Genomic DNA, 21,432 nt, shown 5'->3' with positions numbered 1-21,432 from the left:
CATGCAGGCATGGCAAGTGCACGAGAACGGCGAGCCGGGCGAGGTGATGTGCCTCGCGGAGGTGGACCGCCCGGAGCCAGGCGACGGGCAGGTGCTGCTGAAGGTCCGTGCCGCGAACATCAACTTCCCGGACGCGCTGCTCTGCCGCGGCCAGTACCAGGTCAGGCCCCCGCTGCCGTTCACGCCGGGCGTGGAGATCTGCGGCGAGACCGAGGACGGGCGGCGCGTGATCGCCAACCCGGCACTGCCCCACGGCGGCTTCGCCGAGTACGCCGTCGCGGACGCCGCCGCCCTGCTGCCCGCGCCCGACGCGCTGGACGACGCCGAGGCCGCCGCGCTGCACATCGGCTACCAGACGGGATGGTTCGGCCTGCACCGCCGCGCCCACCTCCAGGAGGGCGAGACCCTGCTCGTGCACGCGGCCGCGGGCGGCGTCGGCAGCGCCGCCGTACAGCTCGGCAAGGCCGCGGGCGCCAAGGTCATCGGAGTCGTCGGCGGCGCGGACAAGGCGCGGGTCGCGCGCGAACTCGGCTGCGACCTCGTCCTCGACCGGCGCGCGGACGACGTCGCCGCCGCCGTGAAGGAGGCCACCGGCGGCCGCGGCGCCGACGTCGTCTACGACCCCGTCGGTGGCGACGCGTACACCAAGTCCGCCAAGTGCGTGGCCTTCGAGGGCCGGATCGTCGTCGTCGGCTTCGCGAGCGGCACCATCCCCTCGCCCGCGCTCAACCACGCCCTGGTGAAGAACTACGCGATCATGGGCCTGCACTGGGGCCTCTACAACACCAAGGACCCACGCTCGATCGCCCGTTGCCACGAGGAACTGACCGAACTCGCCACGAGGGGCGCCATCAAGCCGCTGGTCAGCGAGCGAGTGCCGATGGCCGGCGCCGCGCAGGCCGTGCAGCGCGTCGCCGACGGCGTCACCACCGGCCGTGTGGCCGTCCTCCCCCAGGACGGTGCCGCATGACCGACGCCACCGAACTGCGCCTGCGCACCGAGGAGTTCCTCGCCGCGCATCCGCCCGCGAGCACCGACCGCGGCGACTTCCTCAAGGCCCGCTTCGACGCCGGACTCGCCTGGGTGCACTACCCCGAGGGCCTCGGCGGCCTCGGCGCACCCCGCTCCCTGCAAGCCGTCGTGGACGCCGAGCTGGAGGCCGCGGGCGCACCCGACAACGACCCGCGCCGGATCGGGATCGGCCTCGGCATGGCGGCGCCGACCGTCCTCGGCTTCGGCACCGAGGAGCAGAAGCGCCGCTTCCTGCGGCCACTGTGGACCGGCGAGGAGGTGTGGTGCCAGCTCTTCAGCGAGCCGGGTGCCGGATCCGACCTCGCCGCGCTCGGCACGCGCGCCGTCCGTGACGAGGCGAGCGGCGACTGGATCGTCAACGGCCAGAAGGTGTGGACGTCCAGTGCCCACAGCGCCCGCTGGGCCATCCTCATCGCCCGCACCGACCCGGAGCAGCCCAAGCACCGCGGCATCACGTACTTCGTGTGCGACATGACCGACCCGGGCGTCGACGTGCGGCCGCTGCGCCAGATCACCGGCGAGGCGGAGTTCAACGAGGTGTTCCTGACCGACGTGCGCATCCCCGACGCGCACCGCCTCGGCGCGGTCGGCGAGGGCTGGAAGGTCGCCCAGACCACGCTTATGAACGAGCGCGTCTCCATCGGCGGCATGCGCATCCCGCGCGAGGGCGGCATGATCGGCCCCGTCGCCAAGGCCTGGCGCGAGCGACCCGAGCTGCGCACCCACGACCTCCACCAGCGGCTGATGAAGCTGTGGGTCGACGCCGAGGTGGCCCGGCTCACCGGCGAGCGGCTGCGCCAGCAGCTCGTCGCGGGCCAGCCCGGCCCCGAGGGCTCCGGCATGAAGCTCGGCTTCGCCCGCCTCAACCAGGAGATCAGCGGCTTGGAGGTGGAACTCCTCGGTGAGGAGGGGCTGTTGTACGACGACTGGACGATGCGCAGGCCCGAACTGGTCGACTTCACGGGCCGCGAGGCGGGCTACCGCTATCTGCGGTCCAAGGGCAACAGCATCGAGGGCGGGACCAGCGAGGTCCTGCTGAACATCGTCGCCGAGCGCGTCCTGGGCCTGCCGTCCGAGCCGCGCACCGACAAGGACGTCGCCTGGAAGGACCTCGCGCGATGACTGACCTGCTCTACTCCGAAGAGGAAGAGGCACTGCGCTCGGCGGTGCGCGACCTGCTCACCGACCGCTGCGACGCCGCGGCCGTCCTCGCCCGCGCCGAGACCGACACCCCGCACGACCGGGAACTGTGGAAGGCGCTCGCCGAGGGCATGGGCCTCGCGGGCCTCCTCGTGCCCGAGGAGCTGGGCGGCCAGGGCGCCACGCACCGCGAGGCCGCCGTGGTCCTGGAGGAGCTGGGCCGCGCGGTGGCGCCCACGCCCTACCTCACGAGCGCCGTCGTCGCCACGGAGGCGCTGCTCGCCTGCGAGGGGCCCGAAGCGACCGAGCTGCTCGCCGCGCTCGCCGCCGGACGCACGGTCGGCGCGCTCGCCGTGAGCCTCGCCACCGCCCCGGGCGCTCCCTTCAACGGTGTACGTCATGAAGAAGTAGGCGATCAAGGCGGCGCCCTGCACGGGGAGTTGACCGGCATCGCGGACGCGGTCGGCGCCGACGTGCTGCTCGTCCCGGCGGGCGGCGGGCTCTTCGCTGTCCACACGGCCCAGGACGGTGTCACCGTCACCCCGCGGACCTCCCTCGACCTCACCCGCCCGCTCGCCACGGTCACCTTCGAAGGGGCACGCGCGCGTGCCCTCACGCAGGACGCGGACGCGGCGGTGCGACGGGCCCTGCGGGCCGGGGCCGCGCTGCTCGCCTCCGAACAGCTGGGCGTCGCCGAATGGTGCCTGACCGAAACCGTCCGCTACACCAAGGAACGGCACCAGTTCAATCGCCCCGTCGGCTCCTTCCAGGCGCTCAAGCACCGCCTCGCCCAGCTCTGGCTGGAGGTCGTGGGCACCCGCGCCGCCGCCCGGGCCGCGGCCGACGCCCTGGCCACCGGCAGCGCGGACACCGACCTCACGTCAGCCCTCGCCCAGGCATACGCGTCGCCCGTCGCGGTGCGCGCCGCAGAGGAGGCCGTGCAGCTGCACGGCGGCATCGGCATGACCTGGGAGCACCCCGTCCACCTCTATCTGAAGCGCGCCAAGGCCGACTCGATCGCCTATGGCACGGCGGGCGCCCACCGCGAGGCGCTGGCCGGTCTTGTCGAGCTTCCGGCGCCCTGACCTGCGGCCCCGACTCCACCCCGACCTGCGGCCCCTACTGCGTAAGGCATAATTGCGACCCGTTCGCAACAACGCTTGATCTTCAGTAGGGGTGTGGAGCATGAGGGCCCGATCGATACGGGGCACGGGCGGCGCGGCGGCGGCCATCGCGATAGCGGTGGCGGCCTCCGCCTGCTCGGCGCCGGGCGACGGCAGTGCCGGGGGCGCCAAGGACTCGGCGGTGGTCGGCATCGCGTACGAGCCCGACACCCTCAGCCCGCTCCTCGGCTACGGCAAGGACGGCAACTCGAAGATCTTCGACGGGCTGCTCACGCACGACGCCGACATGAAGCTGCGGCCTGCGCTCGCCGCCGACCTGCCCAAGGTCGCCGACGACGGCAAGACGTACACGTACAAGCTGCGCGAGGGCGTCAAGTTCAGCGACGGCAAGCCCTTCTCCGCCAAGGACGTCGTCTTCACCTACGAGACGATCCTCGACAAGAAGACGAACAACGCCTCCAAGACCGAGCTGGACGCCGTCAAGAGCGTCGAGGCCAAGGGCGACGACACGGTCGTCTTCCACCTGAAGTACCCCTACGCGCCGTTCGCCGAGCGGACCGTCCTGCCCATCGCCCCCGAGCACATCGCGGGCAAGCAGGATGTGAACACCGGCGCCTTCACGACCAAGCCGGTCGGCACGGGCCCCTACGAACTCGTGAAGTGGTCCAGGGGCGAGAAGCTGACCTTCAAGGCCAACCCCGGCTACTGGGGCGGCGCGCCGAAGATCAAGAACTTCACGATGGCGATCATCAAGGACGACGACGTGCGCGCGACCCGGCTCGACGCCGGTGAGCTGGACGGCGCGATCCTGCCGCCGAACCTCGCGAAGAAGTACGAGGACGACGGCGGGAAGAAGACGTACGCCGCCAAGACCTTCGACTACCGCGTCGTCACGCTGCCCACCGGAAACAAGGTCGCCGGGGACACCGACATCCGCCGCGCCCTCGACGTCGGCGTGAACCGCAAGGCCATGGTCGACTCGATCCTCGACGGCGCCGGCAAGGAGGCCTACGGGCCCGTCCCGACCGACAGCCCCTGGTTCACCAAGGGCACCGAGCGCAAGTTCGACGCGGGCAAGGCCAAGAAGATCCTCGACCAGGCCGGGTGGAAGCCGGGCAAGGACGGGATCCGCGAGAAGGACGGCGTCCGCGCCGCGTTCCCGCTCTGGTACCTCTCCGGCGACAAGCTCCGCCAGGACCACGCCCTCGCCTACGCCTCCGACGCCAAGAAGCTCGGCATCAAGGTCGAGGTGCAGTCCGGCACGTGGGAGGTCATCGAGCCCCGCATGCCGAAGGACGCCGTCCTCGCCGGCGGCGGCAGCCCAGCCGACCCCGACTTCGACCAGTACACGCTTCTGAAGTCCTCCCTCGCGGGCGACGGCTTCAACAACATGGCGCACTACGACAACAAGAAGGTCGACGAGGCCCTGGAGGACGCCCGCAAGAGCGGCGACCACGCCAAGCGCCAGGTGGCCTACGACACCATCCAGCGCGAGCTGGTGAAGAACCCCGGCTACACCTTCCTCACCCACATCGACCACCTCTACGTCGTCGACAAGCGCTTCGGTGACCTGAGCACCCAGGTCGAGCCGCACGACCACGGCCTCGCGTCCGGCCCCTGGTGGAACGTCGAGGACTGGCAGCCCGCCAAGTGACCTCCGCGATATCCAAGGCCCCGGGGAAGCGCGCCGCGCGCCGGCTTCCCTGGGCGCCGATGGCGCGCCTGGTGGGACGGCGGGCCCTGTTCGCCGTGCCCGTGCTGCTCGTCGTCACCTTCGGCGTCTTCGCCATCGCCGCCGCCTCGCCCTTCGACCCCGTCAAGGCGTACGCGGGCACGGCCGGACTCACCGCCTCGCAGGACAACCTCGACCAGCTGCGCGCCAACCTCGGCGTCGACCGGCCGCTGGCCGCCCGCTGGTGGGAGTGGCTGACCTCGGCCCTCACCGGGGACCTCGGGGACTCCAGCACGCTCCGCCAGCCCGTCGCCGACGTCATCGGCGAGCGCGTCGGCTGGTCCGTGCTCCTCGCCGCGACCGCGTTCCTCGTCGCGATCCTCCTCGGCACGGCACTCGGCGTCCTCGCCGCGCGCCGCCCCGGCGGCTGGCTCGACCGGGCGGTGACCTCACTCGCGTACACCCTGGAGGCCGCGCCGCCGTTCTGGCTCGGACTGCTCGCCGTCTGGCTCTTCGCACTGAAGCTGGGTGTGCTGCCCTCGGGCGGCCTGACCGACACGGCCAGTTCTGCCGTGACCGCCGGGCAGGTCGCGACCCACCTGGTGCTGCCCGCCGGGGTGCTGGCGATCTCGCAGCTCCCCTGGTTCGTCCTCTACGTCCGTCAAGGCGTCGGTGACGCCCTCGGCGACGACCCCGTGCGCGGGGCACGCGCGCGTGGCCTCGCCGAACGCACCGTCCTGCTCGGGCACGCCCTGCGCTCCGGCATGCTCCCCGTGCTCACGCTCATCGGCTCCCGCGTGCCCGAACTGATCACCGGGGCGCTTCTGGTGGAGACCGTCTTCAGCTGGCCCGGCATCGCCGCGGCCACCGTGCAGGCCGCGACCTCCGTCGACTTCCCGCTGCTCGCCGCGCTGACCGCGCTCGCCACGGCCGCGGTGCTGCTCGGCAACCTCGTGGCCGACCTCCTGTACGGCCTCGCCGATCCGAGGGTGGGTTTCGATGGCTGACACGGCCGACATCGTCTGGCGCGCCCATGGGGGCGTGCGGCGCTCCACGCGCGCGTGGCGGGTCCGCACCTCCGCGGTGATCGTCGCCGCGGTCGTCCTCGCCGTCCTCGTCGTGCCCCCGCTCGTCAACCTCGACGAGCAGGCCGTCGACCTGGCGGCCAAGCTGCGGCCGCCCTCGCTCGCGCACCCCTTCGGCACCGACGACGTCGGCCGCGACCTGCTCCTGCGCTGCGTCTACGGCCTGCGCGTCTCCCTGCTGGTCGGCGTCGTGGCGGCCGTCGTCGCCACCGTCATCGGCACCGCCGTGGGCGCCCTCGCGGCCGCCTCCGGGGGATGGGTGGACCGGGTCGTGATGCGGCTCGTGGACGTCTTCTCGTCCGTGCCCCACCTACTGCTCGGCATCTTCATCGTCGCGATGTTCCGGCCCGGGGTCTGGCCCGTCGTCGTCTCCGTGGCGCTCACGCACTGGCTCTCCACCGCCCGCATCGTGCGCGCCGAGGTGCTGTCCCTGCGCTCGCGGCCCTACGTCGACGCGGCGATCTCCGGCGGCGCCTCACGGCTGCGCGTCGCCGTGCGGCACCTGCTGCCCGGCGTCCTGCCGCAGGCCGGACTCGCCGCCGTCCTGATGGTGCCGCACGCCATCTGGCACGAGTCCGCGCTGTCCTTCCTCGGCCTCGGCCTGCCCACCCACCAGGCCAGCCTCGGCACGCTCGTGCAGAGCGCGCGCGGCTCGCTCCTCGCGGGCGACTGGTGGCCGACGCTCTTTCCCGGCCTGTTCATCATCGTGCCCACCCTGGCCATCGCGGGCCTCGCGGGCGCCTGGCGGGAACGGATCAACCCCCGGCGCCGATCGGAGCTGATGCTGTGACGGTCCCCGTCCTCTCCGTCAAGGGCCTGTCCGTACGCTTCCGCATGCGGGGCGGCACCCACGTCTCCGCCGTCACCGACGCCACCTTCGACCTCGCGGCGGGGGAGTGCCTCGCCCTGGTCGGCGAGAGCGGCTGCGGCAAGTCCGTGCTGGCCTCCGCGCTGCTCGGGCTGCTTCCCGGGAACGCGGAGACGGCCGGGTCGGCGCTGCTCGGCGACACCGATCTGCTCACCGCCGACGAGCGCACCCTCGCCCGCACCGTCCGCGGGCGGCGCGTCGGCCTCGTACCGCAGAGCCCCGCCGCGCACCTGACGCCGGTCCGCACCGTGCGCTCCCAGCTGGAGGAGACCCTGCGCGAGCTGGCAGGCGTGCGCGGGCCGCGGCTGCGGGCCGCCGCCGAGCGGGCCGCGTTCCCCGCGGGCCACCTCGACCGCTACCCCCACGAACTGTCCGGCGGCCTCGCCCAGCGCGCCGCCACCGCGCTCGCCCTCATCGGCGACGCACCGCTGCTGCTCGCCGACGAGCCCACCACCGGCCTCGACCGCGACCTCGTCGACCGCACCGTCGACGAACTGCGCCGGCACGTCGGGGAGGACCGCGCGCTGCTCCTGATCACCCACGACCTGGCCGCCGCCGAGCGCATCGCGGACCGGGTCGCCGTCATGTACGCGAGCCGTGTCGTCGAGATCGCCGACGCCGCCGACTTCTTCGGCGCGCGCGGGCCGCGGCACCCCTACGCCCGGGGGCTCCTCAACGCCCTGCCCGAGCGGGAGTTCACGCCCATCCCCGGCATGCCGCCCGAGCTGACCGCGCTCCCCGAGGGCTGTGCGTTCGCGGCGCGCTGCGACCGGGCCGACACGGCGTGCGCCACCGTGCCCGCGCTCACCGGCGGGGCCGCCTGCCACCACCCCCACGTGGACGTGCTGGAGGCACCCCGTGCTTGAACTGCGTGCCATCAGCGCCGGATACGACCGGCGCGCCCCCGTCGTCCGGTCCGTGGATCTCACCATCGCCCCCGGCGAGTCCGTCGGGCTCCTCGGCCCCAGCGGCTGCGGCAAGTCGACGCTGGCGCGGGTCGCGGCGCTGTTGCACCGGCCCGACGCCGGGCAGGTCGTCATCGACGGCGAGGCCGCGCAGGGCTGGCGGCACCGCGCACCGCGCCGGCAGCGCACCGCCTTCGGCGTGGTCTTCCAGCAGCCGCGGCTGTCCGCCGACCCCCGGCTGGCACTGAGGGACCTCGTCGCGGAGCCGTTGCGGGCGGTCGGCCGGTCCTCGGAGGCCGCGGACCTCGTCCCGGAACTGACTGCCCGTGTCGGCCTCGGCAAGGACCTGCTGGGGCGGCGGCCGCACGAGGTCAGCGACGGCCAGTTGCAGCGGGCGTGTCTGGCGCGTGCGCTGGTGCTGCGGCCGCGTTGGCTCATCTGCGACGAGATGACGGCGATGCTCGACGCGTCGACGACGGCGGCACTCGTCCACGTCGTGGAGGAGTACCGGCGGGAGTCCGGTGCGGGGATGCTGGCCGTGGGCCATGACCGGGTGTTGCTCGAGCGGTGGTGTGATCGCACCGTGCGGTGGGAGGAGTTGGCCGGGTAGGGGAGCCTCGGAGGGGCGTTCGCGGGGTGCGGGCCGTTTGTGGCTGGTCGCGCAGTTCCCCGCGCCCCTGAAGGCACACACCCCCGATCGGGGCGCGACCCGCGCCGCCGTGAACGCCCGGCGTCGAGCACGCCAACTCCCGGACGGAGCAGGTGTCCTGACGAGAGCGCGGCCGCATACTCACCAGGGCGTGTCCGCAGAGTCCCGCCTGCGCCGCGACGCCCGCCCTGCGGGCGGACGACGGGACTTCGCGGACACGCCCTAGGCTCCGCTCATCGTCGTACTCCGAGGCGCCCCCAGCGCCCCGCTCATCCGTCCCCGGGAGGCAGACATGGCCCTCACCACCCGTCGCAGAGCCCTCACCACCCTCGGCGCCGCCCTCGCGGGCAGTGCCGTGCTCTCCACCCACGCGCAGGCGGGCGAACGCGGCCGCCACCCGCGCCCGCGTCCCCGCCCCCTGATCCGCGCCCACGCCCACAACGACTACGAACACCCACGGCCCCTCCTCGACGCCCTCGACCACCGCTTCGGCAGCGTCGAGGCCGACATCTTCCTCGTCGACGGACAGCTCCTGGTCGCCCACGACCCGGTGGACCTCGACCCCTCCCGCACCCTCGAATCCCTCTACCTGGAGCCGCTCGCGGCCCGCATACGCGCCCAGCACGGCTCTGTCTACCGGGGCTGTCACCACCCGCCCTTCCAGCTCCTCATCGACATCAAGACCGAAGGCGCCTCGACGTACGCCGAGCTCCACCGCCATCTGCGGCCCTACCGCCACCTGTTCACGTCGTACGTCCACGGAAAGGTGCGCCGTTCCGCGGTCACGGCCGTCGTCTCCGGCCACCGCGCCGCGCGCGCCCCGATGGAGGCGCAGCAGGTGCGGTACGCCTTCTACGACGGCCGCCTCGCCGACCTCGGCACCGCGGCACCCGCCTCGCTCATCCCGCTGATCAGCGACAACTGGTCGCTCAACTTCAGCTGGCAGGGCACGGGCCCGATCCCCGCGGCCGAGCGCGACAAGCTGCGCGGCATCGTCTCCTCCGCCCACAAGCGCGGGCAGCGCGTCCGGTTCTGGGCGACGCCGGACCTGCCGGGCCCGCAGCGTGACGCGGTCTGGGGCGAACTGCTCGCCGCCGGTGTCGATCACCTCAACACCGATGACCTCGCGGGGCTCGAAGCCTTCCTCGACGCCCGTCGCGGCTGATCTCCACGGATCAACCTCCGCGCAAGTAGAACCCGTTCGGAGCACAGGTCAGAGACCCGGACGCCCCCTCCGCTGCGCCACACTGACGGCCGGAAGCCGCGGTCCCGCGTGGCGGAGGAGGTACTTCCCATGGCCGTTTCGATCTCTGTCGTACTGCTGCTCGTGATCCTTGCGGTGGTCTTTCTGCGCAACGGAGCACTCAAGCTCTCGCACGCCATCGTCTGCCTGCTGCTCGGTTTCTACCTCGCGAGCACGAGCATGGCGCCGACCATCCAGGACGGTCTGACGGCCACCGCCGACATCGTCAGCGGAATCCAGCCGTGACCGTGCCCTTCCTTGCGGGTTCATGAACAACTGACGCCGTTTCATGGACACTTCAAGGGGCTCGCTCTAGCTTCGGCGCATGTCCAGCAGACCGCGCCGCCTCGTCCTCGCCAGTGTCCTCGCCCTGTCCGTGTCCCTCGCCGTCCCCGCGTACGCCGACGACATCCCCAAAGCGCCCGGGCACCGGCTCGTCAAGAGCTACGAGGGGGCGCCCGCCGCCGCCCGCCCGCTGCCCGGCACCCCGCTGCCCCAGCACCCCCACCTCGCCGCGAACGGCCGCAGCGGCATGCACGCCGACGCGGCGGGCAGCGGTACGTACCCCTGGAGCGGCCCGCTCGGGAGGCGGCCGGAGGTCGACAGCGAGAAGATGGCGGCGCTCGGCGGCGAGTGCGCGACCGTCACCTTCGACCGGGACGGCCGGATCATCACCGTCTGCGGCACCTTCACCGGCTTCCTGGTCAAGCTGCTCGACCCCAGGACGCTGGACACGCTCGCCGAGTACAAGCTGCCCCAGCGCCCCTCCACTGTCGAGGCCATCACCCGGCTGGACTTCTCCAAGATCTTCAAGGACACCTCGGGGGGCGCCTATTCCTACCTCGACGACAGGGACCGGCTCGTCCTCGCCGACTCCCGGCAGCACATCGTCCGGCTCGCGCACGAGCGGACCGCCGACGGCGGGTGGCGCTTCGTCGTCGACAAGGAGTGGGACCTCACGGCACACGTCCCGCACGACTGCGTTACCTGGTCAAATCTCTACCCCAGTGGCGAATGTGACCCGGTCACGTCCGTGATGCCGGACTGGGACGGGCGCATCTGGTGGGTGACACGGCAGGGCCGCGTCGGGACCGTCGACCCCGCCTCCGGTGACATCAGGGCCGTGCGCCTCGACGGCGAGGAGATCCAGAACTCCTTCTCCGTCGCCGAGGACGGCGTCTCCATCGTCTCCGACCACGCCCTCTACAGCTTCCGTGCCGCCCCCGACGGGACGCCGAAGGTCCTCTGGCGCGAGACGTACGACCGCGGCACCGGCACCAAACCCGGCTCGGTGAACCAGGGCTCGGGCACCACGCCCGACCTCTTCGGTGCCCGCGACGAGTACGTGGCGATCACCGACAACGCCGACGACCGGATGAACGTCCTCGTCTATCGGCGCGGCGCCGGCGTACCGGCCGGCAAGCGGCTCGTCTGCAAGGTCCCCGTCTTCGGCTCCGGCGCCTCCACCACCGACAACTCGCTGATCACCTGGGGAGACAGCCTCGTCGTCGAGAACAACTACGGCTACGAGAACATCACCTCGCTCACCCTCGGCCGCAGCGTCGTCGGCGGTGTCAGCCGGATCGACGTGCGCGAGGACGGCAGCGGCTGCGACACGGTCTGGGAGAGCGACGTGCGCGCCCCCTCCACCGTGCCCAAACTCTCCACCGGCAACGGCCTGCTGTACTTCTACACCAAGGAGCCCAACAGCCTCGGTGTCGACGCCTGGTACCTCACCGCTGTCGACTTCCGCACCGGCGACACCAGATGGAAGCGGCTCGCCGGTACGGGCGTCGCGTACGACAACAACTGGGCGCCCGTGACACTGGGCCCCGACGGCACGGCCTACGTGGGCGTCTTCAACGGCCTGGTGGCGGTGCGGGACACGGAGTGAGCCCGCGGGGCGCGGCCTTCACTTCCCGGAGAAGACGCCGATGCCGTTCGGCACCGGACGCTCCACCCCGCCGCTCGGGTTGTTGCGCACGGTCACGGCATCGGCCCCCGGGGCCCGCGCGACCAGCGTGGACGTGGCGGAGACCAGGGTGGACGAGCCGCCGCCGTCCAGGCTGAAGCCGTCGCTCGCGCCCAGCTCCCGCAAGGTCCGCGCCACCTCGGCGATCGTCAGGCCCGTACGGAACTCCGGCGAGCCGTCGAGCGAGAGCAGCACCAGACGCCGGCCGCCGTCGGAGATCCCGGCCGCGGTGCGCACCGCCGACGCGGTCGTGTCCAGGCCGGGCAGTGGCGCGCCGCCCCGCAGCACGGGGTAGCCGCCGAGCGCGAAGCGGAAGGGAACACGCGAATCGGCGGCCACCAGGCGGTGCCTGACCCCCACCCGGTCACCCTCCGACAGCTTGCGAAGCTCCTGCGCGCCCGCCTCGCGGCCGACCAGGACCGTGCTGCCGGGGGCGATCGGGCCGGTGCCCGGCGTGTCGGCCGAGGCCACGACACGCCCGTGGCGGACCGTCACCTCGTGTGTGTCCGTGCTACAGGGCGCACCGCGGCTCGTGTCCGTGCCGCACGTCGCACGCACCCGCGAGACGGCACCCCAGTCGCTGGTGAACGCGCCGACGGAACCCACCGGCAGGGCGTACTGGTTGAGCCCGCCCAGCGGGAGGCGGGAGCCCCGGGTGCGTACCTCCCCGTCCAGCGCGAGGTCGCCAAGACGCGCTCTGCGGTCGGTCCCCACCCCCAGCACGGCCCGGGTGGTGACGCCCGGCGGCATGGCGGGACCGAAGCGCTGCCCGTCGGGGACGGCGGCCTTCAGCGCACGACCGTTCGCGATCATCGGGCCGACCGGCGCGCCGGTCGCCTCGACACCGGGATGCTGGGTCTCGGTGATGTTGAAGAAGTCGCCGTTGATCCCGCCGACCGCGCCGGCCCCGTCCGCGAGCGCGGAGACGGGCGAGCGCGCCGCGACCTTGCCCGGGTAGAGCAGGCCGACACGGGTGCGCGGATCGCGCAGGTCGACGTCGAGCACATGGGCGCGTGCGGTGCCGCGCGAGGCCGGGATGTCGAAGGAGCGGTACTCGACACCCGGCGCGATCCTCGTGGCCGCCGGCTGCCGCTCCTTCTCCACAGCGCCGCTGGCCGGTGCCGCTCCCGTGAGAGCCGCACCGGCCAGCGCGCCGAGCGTGGAGACGAGGGCGAGCGCCGCTCTGAACCGTCCGCCGTGCTGCGTCTGCCGTGTCACAGATTCCCCCTGGGGTCGGCCGGGCCACCCAACTGTCCCAGCGGTCAGCGGAGTTCACCAGAGGTCGGCGGCTATGCCCCCACCATCCGGGAACGGATCAGAAAACGTACGCCTTCCGGCGCCTCCAGCGAGAAGCCGCTGCCGCGCCCCGGCACGACATCCACGATCAGCCGGGTGTGGCTCCACAATTCGTACTGGCTCCTCGACATCCAGAAGGTTATGGGCTCCGCCACCCCATCCACGGTCAGCGACGCGAGAAGTACGTCGGAGTCACCGGTACGGAACTCCCCCTCGGGGTAGCACATGGGTGCGCTGCCGTCGCAGCAGCCGCCGGACTGATGGAACATCAGCGGCCCGTGCGCCTCCCGCAGCCGTCGCAGCAGGCCGGCGGCGGCGGGGGTCAGCTCCACGCGGGGCGCGTTCTTGCTCTCGGGGCTCTCCTGACGGTCCATGACACGACCCTCCCTCTCGGCACGTTGCGACAGGGTTGCACGGGGGTACACGTGGACCAATCGTGGGATTGTCGGGTCGTGTCGCCGCTCGTACGGCCGCGCAGCGGTGAAGCTGGGGCGATGCGCTGGGTCACCTCGTCGATCGCCGCCCTGTCCTTGGCCGCCTCCCTCGCGGCCGTCCCGCCCTCGGCCGCGGTGGGAGCCCCGGCTCCCGAACCGCCGTGCGACGCGGGCACCGCCCCCTACCAGCGCGAACTGGAGAGTGAACTGGGGCTGCCGGTCGACGGGAGGCAGTCCGCGGCCGACTGCGTGGCCATCCGCCGTCTGCAACAGCGCCTCGGCATCAGCCCCGCGGACGGGCGTGCCTCCCTGCGCACCTACCGGTTCGTCGTCGCGGACCGGATCCGGCGCGACCCCGCCGAGCGGCGCAACTGCCCCATCAGGTCGTACCGGGTCACCTGCGTGGACCTGACCCGGCAGATCCTGTGGACACAGACCGGACGCCGACTGGTCTTCGACCCCGTGCCGGTCCGCAGCGGCCGCGACGGACTGGAGACCCGGCGCGGATGGCATCGCGTCTACTGGAAGAACCGCGACCACTTCTCCACCCTCTACAACGTCCCCATGCCGTTCGCGCAGTTCTTCAACGGCGGCCAGGCCCTGCACGGCACCCGCTCGGACCTCTTCTCCTCCGGCTCGGGCGGCTGCGTGAACCTCGCGCTGGGCGACGCCGAGCGGCTGTACCGGCTCCTGAAGAAGGACGACCACCTGTTCATCTGGGGGACGAAACCGGGTACGGGCGGCTGACACCACCCGTACCCGGTTCCGTCACGCCTCGCATGCTCCTACTTGCCCTTCTTGCCTCCGCCGCGCTCGTTGGTGAGCTTCACCGTGACGCCCGTGGCGGCATTGCCCCTGGTGACTTCGTGCGGTCCGCTCACCGTCTTGCGGGGCAGCACGTAACCGTCGGGAACGGCGGTCTCCTTGAGGTAGTACGAGCCGAGGTCGAGCCCCTGGAACTCGCACCGGCCCCGGCCGTCCGTCGCACAGCCCCGGTCGACGAGGCTGTCCCGGCGACCGCCCGTCGTCTGGAGGCCCGGGGTGCCGTTGGTCTCGCGCCACAGCTGGAAGACGGCACCGGCCAGCGGCTTGTTCGTCTTCTTGTCCTTCTTCAGGACCGTGAGCCTGCCCGTCGTGGTGGGCTCGTCCCGCGTGGCGTTGAACGCCTCGACGGACACGCCGCCCGAGGCGCTCGCCTCGGTCAGGACCAGCGGACCGAAGACCGCCGGGTCGGGAAGGACATAGCCGTCCGGCGCCTTCGTCTCGACCCAGTAGTACGTCCCGAGGGGGACGCTCGTGCGGCACCGGCCCGCGGAGCCCGTCGTGCACGGCGCGCCCGTCGCGGTGTCGGGGTCCGTGCCGCGCCGCTGGAGGCCCGGGGTGCCGTTGGTCTCGCGCCACAGCTGGAAGACGGCACCGGCGAGCGGCAGGCCCGTCTTCTTGTCCTTCTTCACGACGGTGACGTCGCCCTCCGTGACGTCGTCGTCCTCCTTCTCGTTCGTCGCCGTGACCGACACGCCGTCGGAGGCGTTCGCCGCGGTCAGCTCCAGCGGGCCGAACACGTTCGGCGCGGGAAGCTCGTAGCCGCTCGGGGCCTTGGTCTCGCGCCAGTAGTACGTGCCGAGCGGCACCGTGCGTGCGCACGTGCCGGCCGCCTCGGTGACGCAGTCGCCGCCGACCTTCGTGTCGGCGTCGTCGCCGCGGGTCTGCAAGCCGTCGACGCCGTTGGACTCCCGCCACAGCTCGAACTCGGCGCCCGCGAGCCGGTCCCCGTCGTCCTCGTCCTTCTTGACGACCTCGACCTGGCCGGTGGTGACGGGGTCGCCGCAGTCGGGCAGGTCCCCGTCGAAGGGGTAGTTGTGGAACTCCTGGCCCCCGCCACCCGACGCCGAACTGGTGTGGGTGAGCGAGCCGGTGGTGAAGAAGCGGCCGTTCATGCCCGGCACGCTGACCGTCGTCATGGAGCGCTGGTTTCCGACCAGGACGCTGCCCTGGAACTGGCCGGTGCCCTTGAACTCGACGGACGTGGCGTCGGGGAAGTTCCACAGCAGACGGCCGCGCAGCTGGTTGAACGGGCTGCTGTCGTCGATGGTGCCGCTGTAGGTGTTGATGGTACGGGCCGTGCCGAGCACATTGACCAGTACGGTGGCGCCGTCCGGGATGCCCGCGAAGCGGATGCCCTCCTGGCCGCCGCTGCCGCTCATCAGGTCGAAGTCGACGTTGAAGACCTGGAGCGCGGAGATGCCGTCACCGGTGAACAGCGTCTCGCCGCCCGCGTGCACGACCGTGCCGGTGGGCGTGCGCGTACCGCCCCCGGGGTGGGCGTAGCACTGGCTGGCCTCCGTCAGTTCGTCCCGCAGCGGAGCGTACGGGGCGGCCGCGTCGGGGTCCTTGCGCAGGGTGCCGAGGATCCTGCCGGAGGCGTCGCCGGCATGGCGCACGACACCGCCCTCGGCGAGCAGCCGCTCCCCGGCGCCGACCCTCACGTCCCCTCCGGTGGTGAGCCAGTCCGAGCCCACCGGAGGCGCCACGCGGGAGCCGACACCGGCCTCGCCGACGTTGTAGACGGCGCTGAAGCCCGTCGCCTTGTCCTGGTCGAAGTCGCCGAGGACGACGACACGCCCCTCGGCCTCCGCGGCCCGCTCGCGGACGAGGAAGTCCTTGCCCACGTACATGTTGATGCCGGCGTCGCGCCACCGGATCGCCCCGTTGTGGACGGGCGGGTAGCCGTCGGGCGGGCAGTTGCCCGGCACACACGGGCCGAGCCCCCCGGGCAGGGGCTTCGCTGCGGCGGCCGCGGCGGCCCTGTCCGGCGCGGGGCCCGGCTTGGCGTGCGCGGCGGGCACGGCCGACAGGCCGCTTCCGGCCACGAGGCCGAGGAGACAGAGATACCTCATCCCGGACTGGATGAAGGAAGGGGAGGTCACGTGCACATCAGCTCCTCATGGGGTCAAAGAGACGTGGAGGAGGCTCGCACGGGGGAGGGCCGGTGCCGTTGAACCGATCCGTTCATCCATACGAAGAACACCGCAAAGGACGAGTCGTCGGCTCCGCGGGGCGCGTTCGGGGGGTGTCCGGGCTGTGCGCCGGGTTCCCCGGAAAAGCTGGCGGAGCGGTGCGCGCTCCGCCAGGATGGCCCCTCTCTGGGGGCGTCCGTGGAGCGGAGGCAGCGCGATGGGATCACACGCGGCGGCGGGACGGCGCAGGCCGCTCGTGCTCGGTGCGCTCGGCGTGACGCTGCTCGTCGCCCTGCTGTCCATACCGGGCGCGGGAGGCGCACCGGTGTCGGCCGACGCCTGCCGCGACATGGGCACCTCGCTGCCGCGCGGCGACTGCGGGCCCTTCTGGCAGGTCATGGCCGAGGACTTCAACGGCGACCGGATGCCGCTGGGCGCGTTCAGCGACTGCGACCACCACGCGGACACCTCCGCCGCGTACTGCGCGGGCCTGAAGGGTGAGTACCGCGACAACTGGTGGGCGTACCCGACCGGTTGGCGCGACACGGCGAATGACCGGGCCCGTGCCGTCGCCGGTGTCTACCACCCCGAGGACACCGTGAGCGTGGGCCCCGCGGAGAACGGCGACGGCCGGATGCGTATCCGGATGTGGCGGCCCGCCGACGGAGGGCCCGTCCACGCCGCGGCGGTCGTACCGCGCGCCGTCATGCAGATGAAGTACGGCAAGTACAGCGCCCGCATCAAGGTGACCAAGCAGGCCCCCGGCTACAAGTCGGCCTGGCTGCACTACGGCGGGGGCTGCGAGATGGACCACCCCGAGGGCGAGTGGACCGGGGCGCTCAGCGCCTTCCACCACCCCTGCGGGGGAGGCGGCCAGGGCTCGTTCCGCGGCGCCGACGACTGGACCGAATGGCACACCGTGTCGACCGAGTGGACCCCCGGCCACGTGCGGTTCTTCGTCGACGGCCGGGAGATCGGGCACGACACGAGGGACGTGCCGGACCGGCCCCTGTCCTGGGTCATGCAGAACGAGAGCGCGCTGGAAGGGCCCGGGGCGGCGCCCGGCAGCAGCGCGCAGCTGGAGATCACCTGGGTCGCGGCCTACGCGTACGGCTGGAAGTGAACTCTCGTACAACCCTTGTCCCCCATCCCGTGTCGAACAGGGCGCCGGACAAGGAACGGGCCCTTTCCGGCACACCCCCGCGCCTGCCCGGCCACCTTCCTTGACAGGAGCCGCTCGTGCGCAAGAACCGTTCGGCCGCCCTCGCCGCGGCCTCGTTCCTTCTGCTGACCGGGGCCGGCATCGCCACCGCCCCCGCCGCCTTCGCCGGCACCCCCGGGGGTACGCACGCCGACGACCGCAACAGCGACTTCAACGGCGACGGGTACGAAGACGTGCTGGTCGGCGCCCCGGGCGCCACCGTCAGCGGCCACAAGGGCGCGGGGCTCGTCACGGTCCAGTACGGCTCGACCAGAGGCATCGGCACGACCGACGTCGGCCGGTTCAGCCAGTCCACGTCCGGGGTCGCGGGCGCCGCCGAGGCGGGCGACGGCTTCGGCAAGGCCGTCGCCACGGGCGACCTGGACGGCGACGGCTTCGACGACGCGATCGTCGGCATCCCCGGCGAGGACCTCGACGGCCGGGCGGACGCCGGTGGCGTCGCGATCCTGTGGGGCTCCAAGGCCGGGCTCACCGGCTCGGCCAGCGACTGGCTCCAGTCCCAGGAACCCACCGCGGGCGAGCAGTTCGGCGCGAGCCTCGCCGCGGCGCACCTCACCGGCGACACGCCGGGCGACGTGCTCGCCGTACTGGACCGCGACGGGCTGGAACTGTTCGTGTACGACGCCTCGCCGCAGCCCGGCCAGGCACCGCTGCGCCGCCAGGACACCCAGCGGCTCGCCGCGGCCGCCGAGGAGCGGGCCATCCGGCCGAAGTCCCTCACCACCGGCGACTACGACGACAACGGCTACGCCGACCTCGTCGTCTCGGGCGTGACCGTGGGCGAGGAGGAGCCGGGCCACGGCTGGTCCCTGCACTTCTCGGGGCGCGCCGAAGGGCTCACGTACGAGGGCGAACTGCGCGGCGGCCCCGCGGCCGCGTCCGGTGACATCAACAACGACGGCTACGACGACCTGGTGACCGGCGAGCCCGCCTCCCCGGACGACGGCGGCGAGACGATGACCGGCGGCCTGGTCGGCGTGCGCTACGGCACCGCGGAGGGCCTCGGCGAGGAGGCCAAGTGGTGGACGCAGGGCTCCACGGGCGTGCCCGGCAACCCCGAGCGCGGTGACGGCTGGGGCGCCGACCTGTCCGTCGCGGACACCAACGGCGACGGCTACGCGGACGTGGCGATCGGCGCGCCCGGCGAGGACATCGGCACCGTCGCCGACGCGGGCGCGGTGTGGGTGCTGCGCGGTTCCGAGAACGGCATGACGGCGACCGGTGCCACGTCGTGGGACCAGGACTCCGCGGACATCCCGGGCGTGCCCGAGAAGGGTGACAAGTGGGGCGCGCAGGTGCGGCTCTCGGACCCGAACAACGACGGCCGCTTCGGCCTCCTCGCGGCCGCGCCCGGTGAGAACGCCGGGGACGGCGTGGTGTGGGTCCTGTCGGCCGGCACCGGCGGCGTCACCGCCACGGGGTCCTGGACGTACGGCGGTTCGTCGCTGGGCGCGCCGGGCACGGGGGCGGCGTTCGGCGCGGCGATCGACGAGTGAGCGGGGCGTAGGGCCTGCCCGTCGGACGGGCCCGAACAGGCCATCCGGCCGCGGTCGTGAGCGGACCTCTCCGTAAGATCATGGCGATGTCACGGGGGGATCGCGCCACGTGCTCACGACTGCGTTCGGAGGCTGAACAGGCATGACAGGGAGCCGAGTTGTCATCGTCACGGGCGGCGGGACCGGCATCGGTGCCGCCACCGCCCGCCAACTGCGGGCCGAGGGGCACCAGGTGGTGGTCTCGGGACGCCGCCCCGAACCGCTGCGCCGCATCGCCGAGGAGACCGGGGCGCTCGCCCACCCCGCGGACGCGGGCGACCCCGAGGGCGTCGCCGGTCTCGTCGACGCGACCGTGGCGGCGTACGGCCGGATCGACGGGCTCGTGCTCAACGCCGGGGTCGGGCGCAGCGGCGCGGTCGGCGACATCACCGACGAGGACTGGGAGCTGGTGATGCGCACCAACCTCACCGGCCCGTTCCTCCTGCTGCGGGCCGCGCTGCCGCACCTGCTTGCGGCGCGCGGCTCGGTCGTCGCGGTCGCCTCGGTGGCCGCGCTGCGCAACGGCGTGGCGAACGCGGCGTACGCGACGTCGAAGGCGGCGCTCCTCCAGCTGTGCCGCTCCCTCGCCGTCGACTACGGCAAGGACGGGCTGCGCGCCAACACGGTGTGCCCCAGCTGGGTGCGGACCGAGATGGCCGACCGCCGGATGACGCGGTTCGCCGAGGAGGCCGGTCTCGGGGAGGGCGGCAGCGACGCGGCGTACGAGGAGGCGGCGCGGCTGATCCCCGCCGGCCGCCCCGGGCGGCCGGAGGAGGTGTCCGAGGCGATCAGCTGGCTGCTGTCGCCCGCGGCGTCGTTCGTCAACGGCGCGGCGCTGACCGTGGACGGCGGCGTGACGGCGATCGATCCCGGAACGGTCGCGTTCGACTTCAGCATCACACCGCGCGGCTAGGGCGTGTCCGTAAAGTGCCGTCGTTCGCCCGCAGGGCGGGCGTCGCGGCGCAGGCGGGACTTTGCGGACACGCCCTAGCGGGCCGGCCGGGTCCGGGCCAGGGTCCGGCCGGCCCGGGACGCCGTCAGCCGAAGCGTTCGACGCGGATCTGGGCCGGTGGGTTCGGGTAGAAGGAGGTCGTGCCGACCGACCAGAGGCCGCCGTCCGTGCCGGGGATCCGCGCGAGCGCCACGGGCAGCACCGTGGAGTTCGACTGCGGGCCCCGCTCACTCGCCCAGGCCGTGCCGTCCCAGCGCAGGTAGTGCGCGCGCTTGTCGTCCCAGAAGTCCCAGCCCGAGATCCGGTCCGGCTTGCCGTCCGCGTCCCCCACGATCGAGGTCAGCATCCCGACGCCGAAGGGCCCCTTCACGCCGTTCCACTGCGTGCCGTCCCAGTGTTCGAGGCGGACCCCCGGCGGCTTTCCGGGCGGCCCGCCGATGCCGTAGGCCCAGCCGGTCAGCCAGATGTCGTCGTGGGCGACGGGCAGCAGGCCGGACACCGAGGCGCGGATGCCGAGCAGGCGGGGTATCACCGTCCAGGCGCCGTCGTAGCGGGCGATGACGTCGCCGAAGACCCACACCTCCCCGCCGGGCGTGACGTGCACGCCGTCCGGGGTGGGCGCGGCCTCGTCCGGCAGCGGCCGGCACCAGCGCCACGTCTTGCCGTCGCCGCGCAGCAGCCCCGCGCGGTCGCCGTGCCGCCCGGACACCCAGAACCGGCCGTCGGGCGCGGCGGCGACATCCGTCAGCCGCGTTCCCGCCTCGCCGCGTCCGGGAAAGGAGGTCTCCCGCCAGGTCGTGCCGTCCCAGGCGAGGAGCTGGTCGTGGCCCGCGGCGTCGGTGCCCACGGCCCAGGCCGCCCCGCCCGAGGGGCTGACGGCGACGGCCCGCAAAGTGGTGTACGTCAGGTGGGACAGGTCGGTCGGTAACCAGGCCGTGCCGTCCCAGTGCCGGGCGACGGCGGCACCCCGCTTGGTGTTGTCGATGTCCTCCTGGCCGACGGCCCAGGCCAGGCCGGGTCCCGCGGCGGCCACGCCGTAGAGGCGCGCGGCCGGTGTCCCGGCGGGGGCGGGGACTTCCCGCCAGGACGCGGCGGCCGGCGCGGGCCGGGCCGCGGCCCGGCCCGCCAGGGATGCGGGAAGGGCCAGTCCCGCTCCGGCGGTGGCGAGTCCTTGGACAAAAGCACGTCTTCGCATGAGAAACCTTCTTCGGGTGCGCGGGTTCGATGTGGGCAACACCCTGAACCGGGCACCGCAACGCGTCAATGCACGTTCGTACCGACTCTCGACGACAACTGCTGTGGTAGGCACGGCAGTTGAAGACAGAATTTTCGCTCCACCCTCATAT

19 protein-coding genes are annotated in these 21,432 nt (G+C 72.8%); 15 read left to right on the top strand and 4 right to left on the bottom strand.

Going from position 1 to position 21,432, the window contains the following annotated elements; all coding sequences use genetic code 11:
* Window position 1: 1 nt before the first annotated feature.
* From CP975_RS03725 to CP975_RS03675, 11 genes are all read left to right on the top strand, one after another.
* Window positions 2–970, top strand: a complete 969-nt coding sequence (locus CP975_RS03725; RefSeq protein ID WP_055535489.1) for an NADPH:quinone oxidoreductase family protein — start codon at window positions 2–4, stop codon at window positions 968–970.
* Window positions 967–2,154, top strand: a complete 1,188-nt coding sequence (locus CP975_RS03720) for an acyl-CoA dehydrogenase family protein (RefSeq protein ID WP_055535490.1) — start codon at window positions 967–969, stop codon at window positions 2,152–2,154. The genes CP975_RS03725 and CP975_RS03720 overlap by 4 nt, the downstream gene beginning before the upstream one ends.
* Complete coding sequence (locus tag CP975_RS03715; protein ID WP_055535491.1) at window positions 2,151–3,257, top strand: acyl-CoA dehydrogenase family protein; 1,107 nt, start codon at window positions 2,151–2,153, stop codon at window positions 3,255–3,257. The genes CP975_RS03720 and CP975_RS03715 overlap by 4 nt, the downstream gene beginning before the upstream one ends.
* 100 nt (window positions 3,258–3,357) lie before the next feature.
* A complete protein-coding gene (locus CP975_RS03710) occupies window positions 3,358–4,950 on the top strand; it encodes an ABC transporter substrate-binding protein (RefSeq protein ID WP_055535494.1) in 1,593 nt (530 codons plus the stop codon).
* 59 nt (window positions 4,951–5,009) lie between these two features.
* Entirely contained in the window at window positions 5,010–5,975 is a 966-nt protein-coding gene (locus CP975_RS03705; RefSeq protein WP_055535504.1) for an ABC transporter permease, read from the top strand.
* Window positions 5,968–6,843, top strand: a complete 876-nt coding sequence (locus CP975_RS03700) for an ABC transporter permease (RefSeq protein WP_055535495.1) — start codon at window positions 5,968–5,970, stop codon at window positions 6,841–6,843. Before CP975_RS03705 ends, CP975_RS03700 begins: the two co-directional genes overlap by 8 nt.
* A gap of 44 nt (window positions 6,844–6,887) precedes the next feature.
* On the top strand, window positions 6,888–7,787 hold the full coding sequence (locus CP975_RS03695; RefSeq protein WP_150477782.1) for an ABC transporter ATP-binding protein: 900 nt from the start codon (window positions 6,888–6,890) through the stop codon (window positions 7,785–7,787).
* On the top strand, window positions 7,780–8,436 hold the full coding sequence (locus CP975_RS03690; RefSeq protein ID WP_055535500.1) for an ABC transporter ATP-binding protein: 657 nt from the start codon (window positions 7,780–7,782) through the stop codon (window positions 8,434–8,436). Before CP975_RS03695 ends, CP975_RS03690 begins: the two co-directional genes overlap by 8 nt.
* A 331-nt stretch (window positions 8,437–8,767) precedes the next feature.
* The gene (locus tag CP975_RS03685; RefSeq protein WP_150476568.1) at window positions 8,768–9,640 is read left to right on the top strand and encodes a phosphatidylinositol-specific phospholipase C/glycerophosphodiester phosphodiesterase family protein; all 873 of its coding nucleotides are present in this window, start codon (window positions 8,768–8,770) and stop codon (window positions 9,638–9,640) included.
* Window positions 9,641–9,769: 129 nt separating this feature from the next.
* A complete protein-coding gene (locus tag CP975_RS03680; protein ID WP_030776270.1) occupies window positions 9,770–9,964 on the top strand; it encodes a hypothetical protein in 195 nt (64 codons plus the stop codon).
* A 79-nt stretch (window positions 9,965–10,043) separates the two neighbouring features.
* Window positions 10,044–11,612 (top strand): hypothetical protein, encoded by a 1,569-nt coding sequence (locus tag CP975_RS03675; protein WP_150476567.1) that lies wholly within the window; start codon window positions 10,044–10,046, stop codon window positions 11,610–11,612.
* A gap of 18 nt (window positions 11,613–11,630) precedes the next feature.
* Here CP975_RS03675 and CP975_RS03670 read toward each other — a convergent pair whose 3' ends face one another.
* Window positions 11,631–12,908: a phosphodiester glycosidase family protein gene (locus CP975_RS03670; RefSeq protein ID WP_055526835.1), complete on the bottom strand. Its 1,278-nt coding sequence runs from the start codon at window positions 12,906–12,908 to the stop codon at window positions 11,631–11,633.
* A gap of 71 nt (window positions 12,909–12,979) precedes the next feature.
* Entirely contained in the window at window positions 12,980–13,360 is a 381-nt protein-coding gene (locus tag CP975_RS03665) for a DUF779 domain-containing protein (RefSeq protein WP_055526833.1), read from the bottom strand.
* A 120-nt stretch (window positions 13,361–13,480) separates the two neighbouring features.
* On the opposite strand from CP975_RS03665, the gene CP975_RS03660 reads away from it, so the two are divergent.
* Window positions 13,481–14,167: a L,D-transpeptidase gene (locus tag CP975_RS03660; protein WP_055526831.1), complete on the top strand. Its 687-nt coding sequence runs from the start codon at window positions 13,481–13,483 to the stop codon at window positions 14,165–14,167.
* 38 nt (window positions 14,168–14,205) lie between these two features.
* On the opposite strand, the gene CP975_RS35675 is transcribed toward CP975_RS03660, so the two are convergent.
* Window positions 14,206–16,347 (bottom strand): choice-of-anchor A family protein, encoded by a 2,142-nt coding sequence (locus tag CP975_RS35675; RefSeq protein ID WP_246201391.1) that lies wholly within the window; start codon window positions 16,345–16,347, stop codon window positions 14,206–14,208.
* A 247-nt stretch (window positions 16,348–16,594) separates the two neighbouring features.
* Between CP975_RS35675 and CP975_RS03650 the strand changes: the two genes are divergently transcribed.
* The 3 genes from CP975_RS03650 (at window position 16,595) to CP975_RS03640 (ending at window position 20,047) form a co-directional block, all read left to right on the top strand.
* Window positions 16,595–17,500: a glycoside hydrolase family 16 protein gene (locus CP975_RS03650; RefSeq protein ID WP_055526828.1), complete on the top strand. Its 906-nt coding sequence runs from the start codon at window positions 16,595–16,597 to the stop codon at window positions 17,498–17,500.
* 116 nt (window positions 17,501–17,616) lie between these two features.
* On the top strand, window positions 17,617–19,095 hold the full coding sequence (locus tag CP975_RS03645; protein WP_055526827.1) for an integrin alpha: 1,479 nt from the start codon (window positions 17,617–17,619) through the stop codon (window positions 19,093–19,095).
* Window positions 19,096–19,237: 142 nt separating this feature from the next.
* On the top strand, window positions 19,238–20,047 hold the full coding sequence (locus CP975_RS03640; protein ID WP_055526825.1) for an SDR family NAD(P)-dependent oxidoreductase: 810 nt from the start codon (window positions 19,238–19,240) through the stop codon (window positions 20,045–20,047).
* A 124-nt stretch (window positions 20,048–20,171) separates the two neighbouring features.
* Here CP975_RS03640 and CP975_RS03635 read toward each other — a convergent pair whose 3' ends face one another.
* A complete protein-coding gene (locus CP975_RS03635) occupies window positions 20,172–21,281 on the bottom strand; it encodes an NHL repeat-containing protein (RefSeq protein WP_055526824.1) in 1,110 nt (369 codons plus the stop codon).
* Window positions 21,282–21,432 lie beyond the last annotated feature (151 nt).

The sequence above is a fragment of the Streptomyces alboniger genome, from assembly GCF_008704395.1.
In the GTDB taxonomy this organism is placed as follows: Bacteria; Actinomycetota; Actinomycetes; order Streptomycetales; family Streptomycetaceae; genus Streptomyces; species Streptomyces alboniger.
This window is presented reverse-complemented; position numbering and strand designations above follow the sequence as displayed.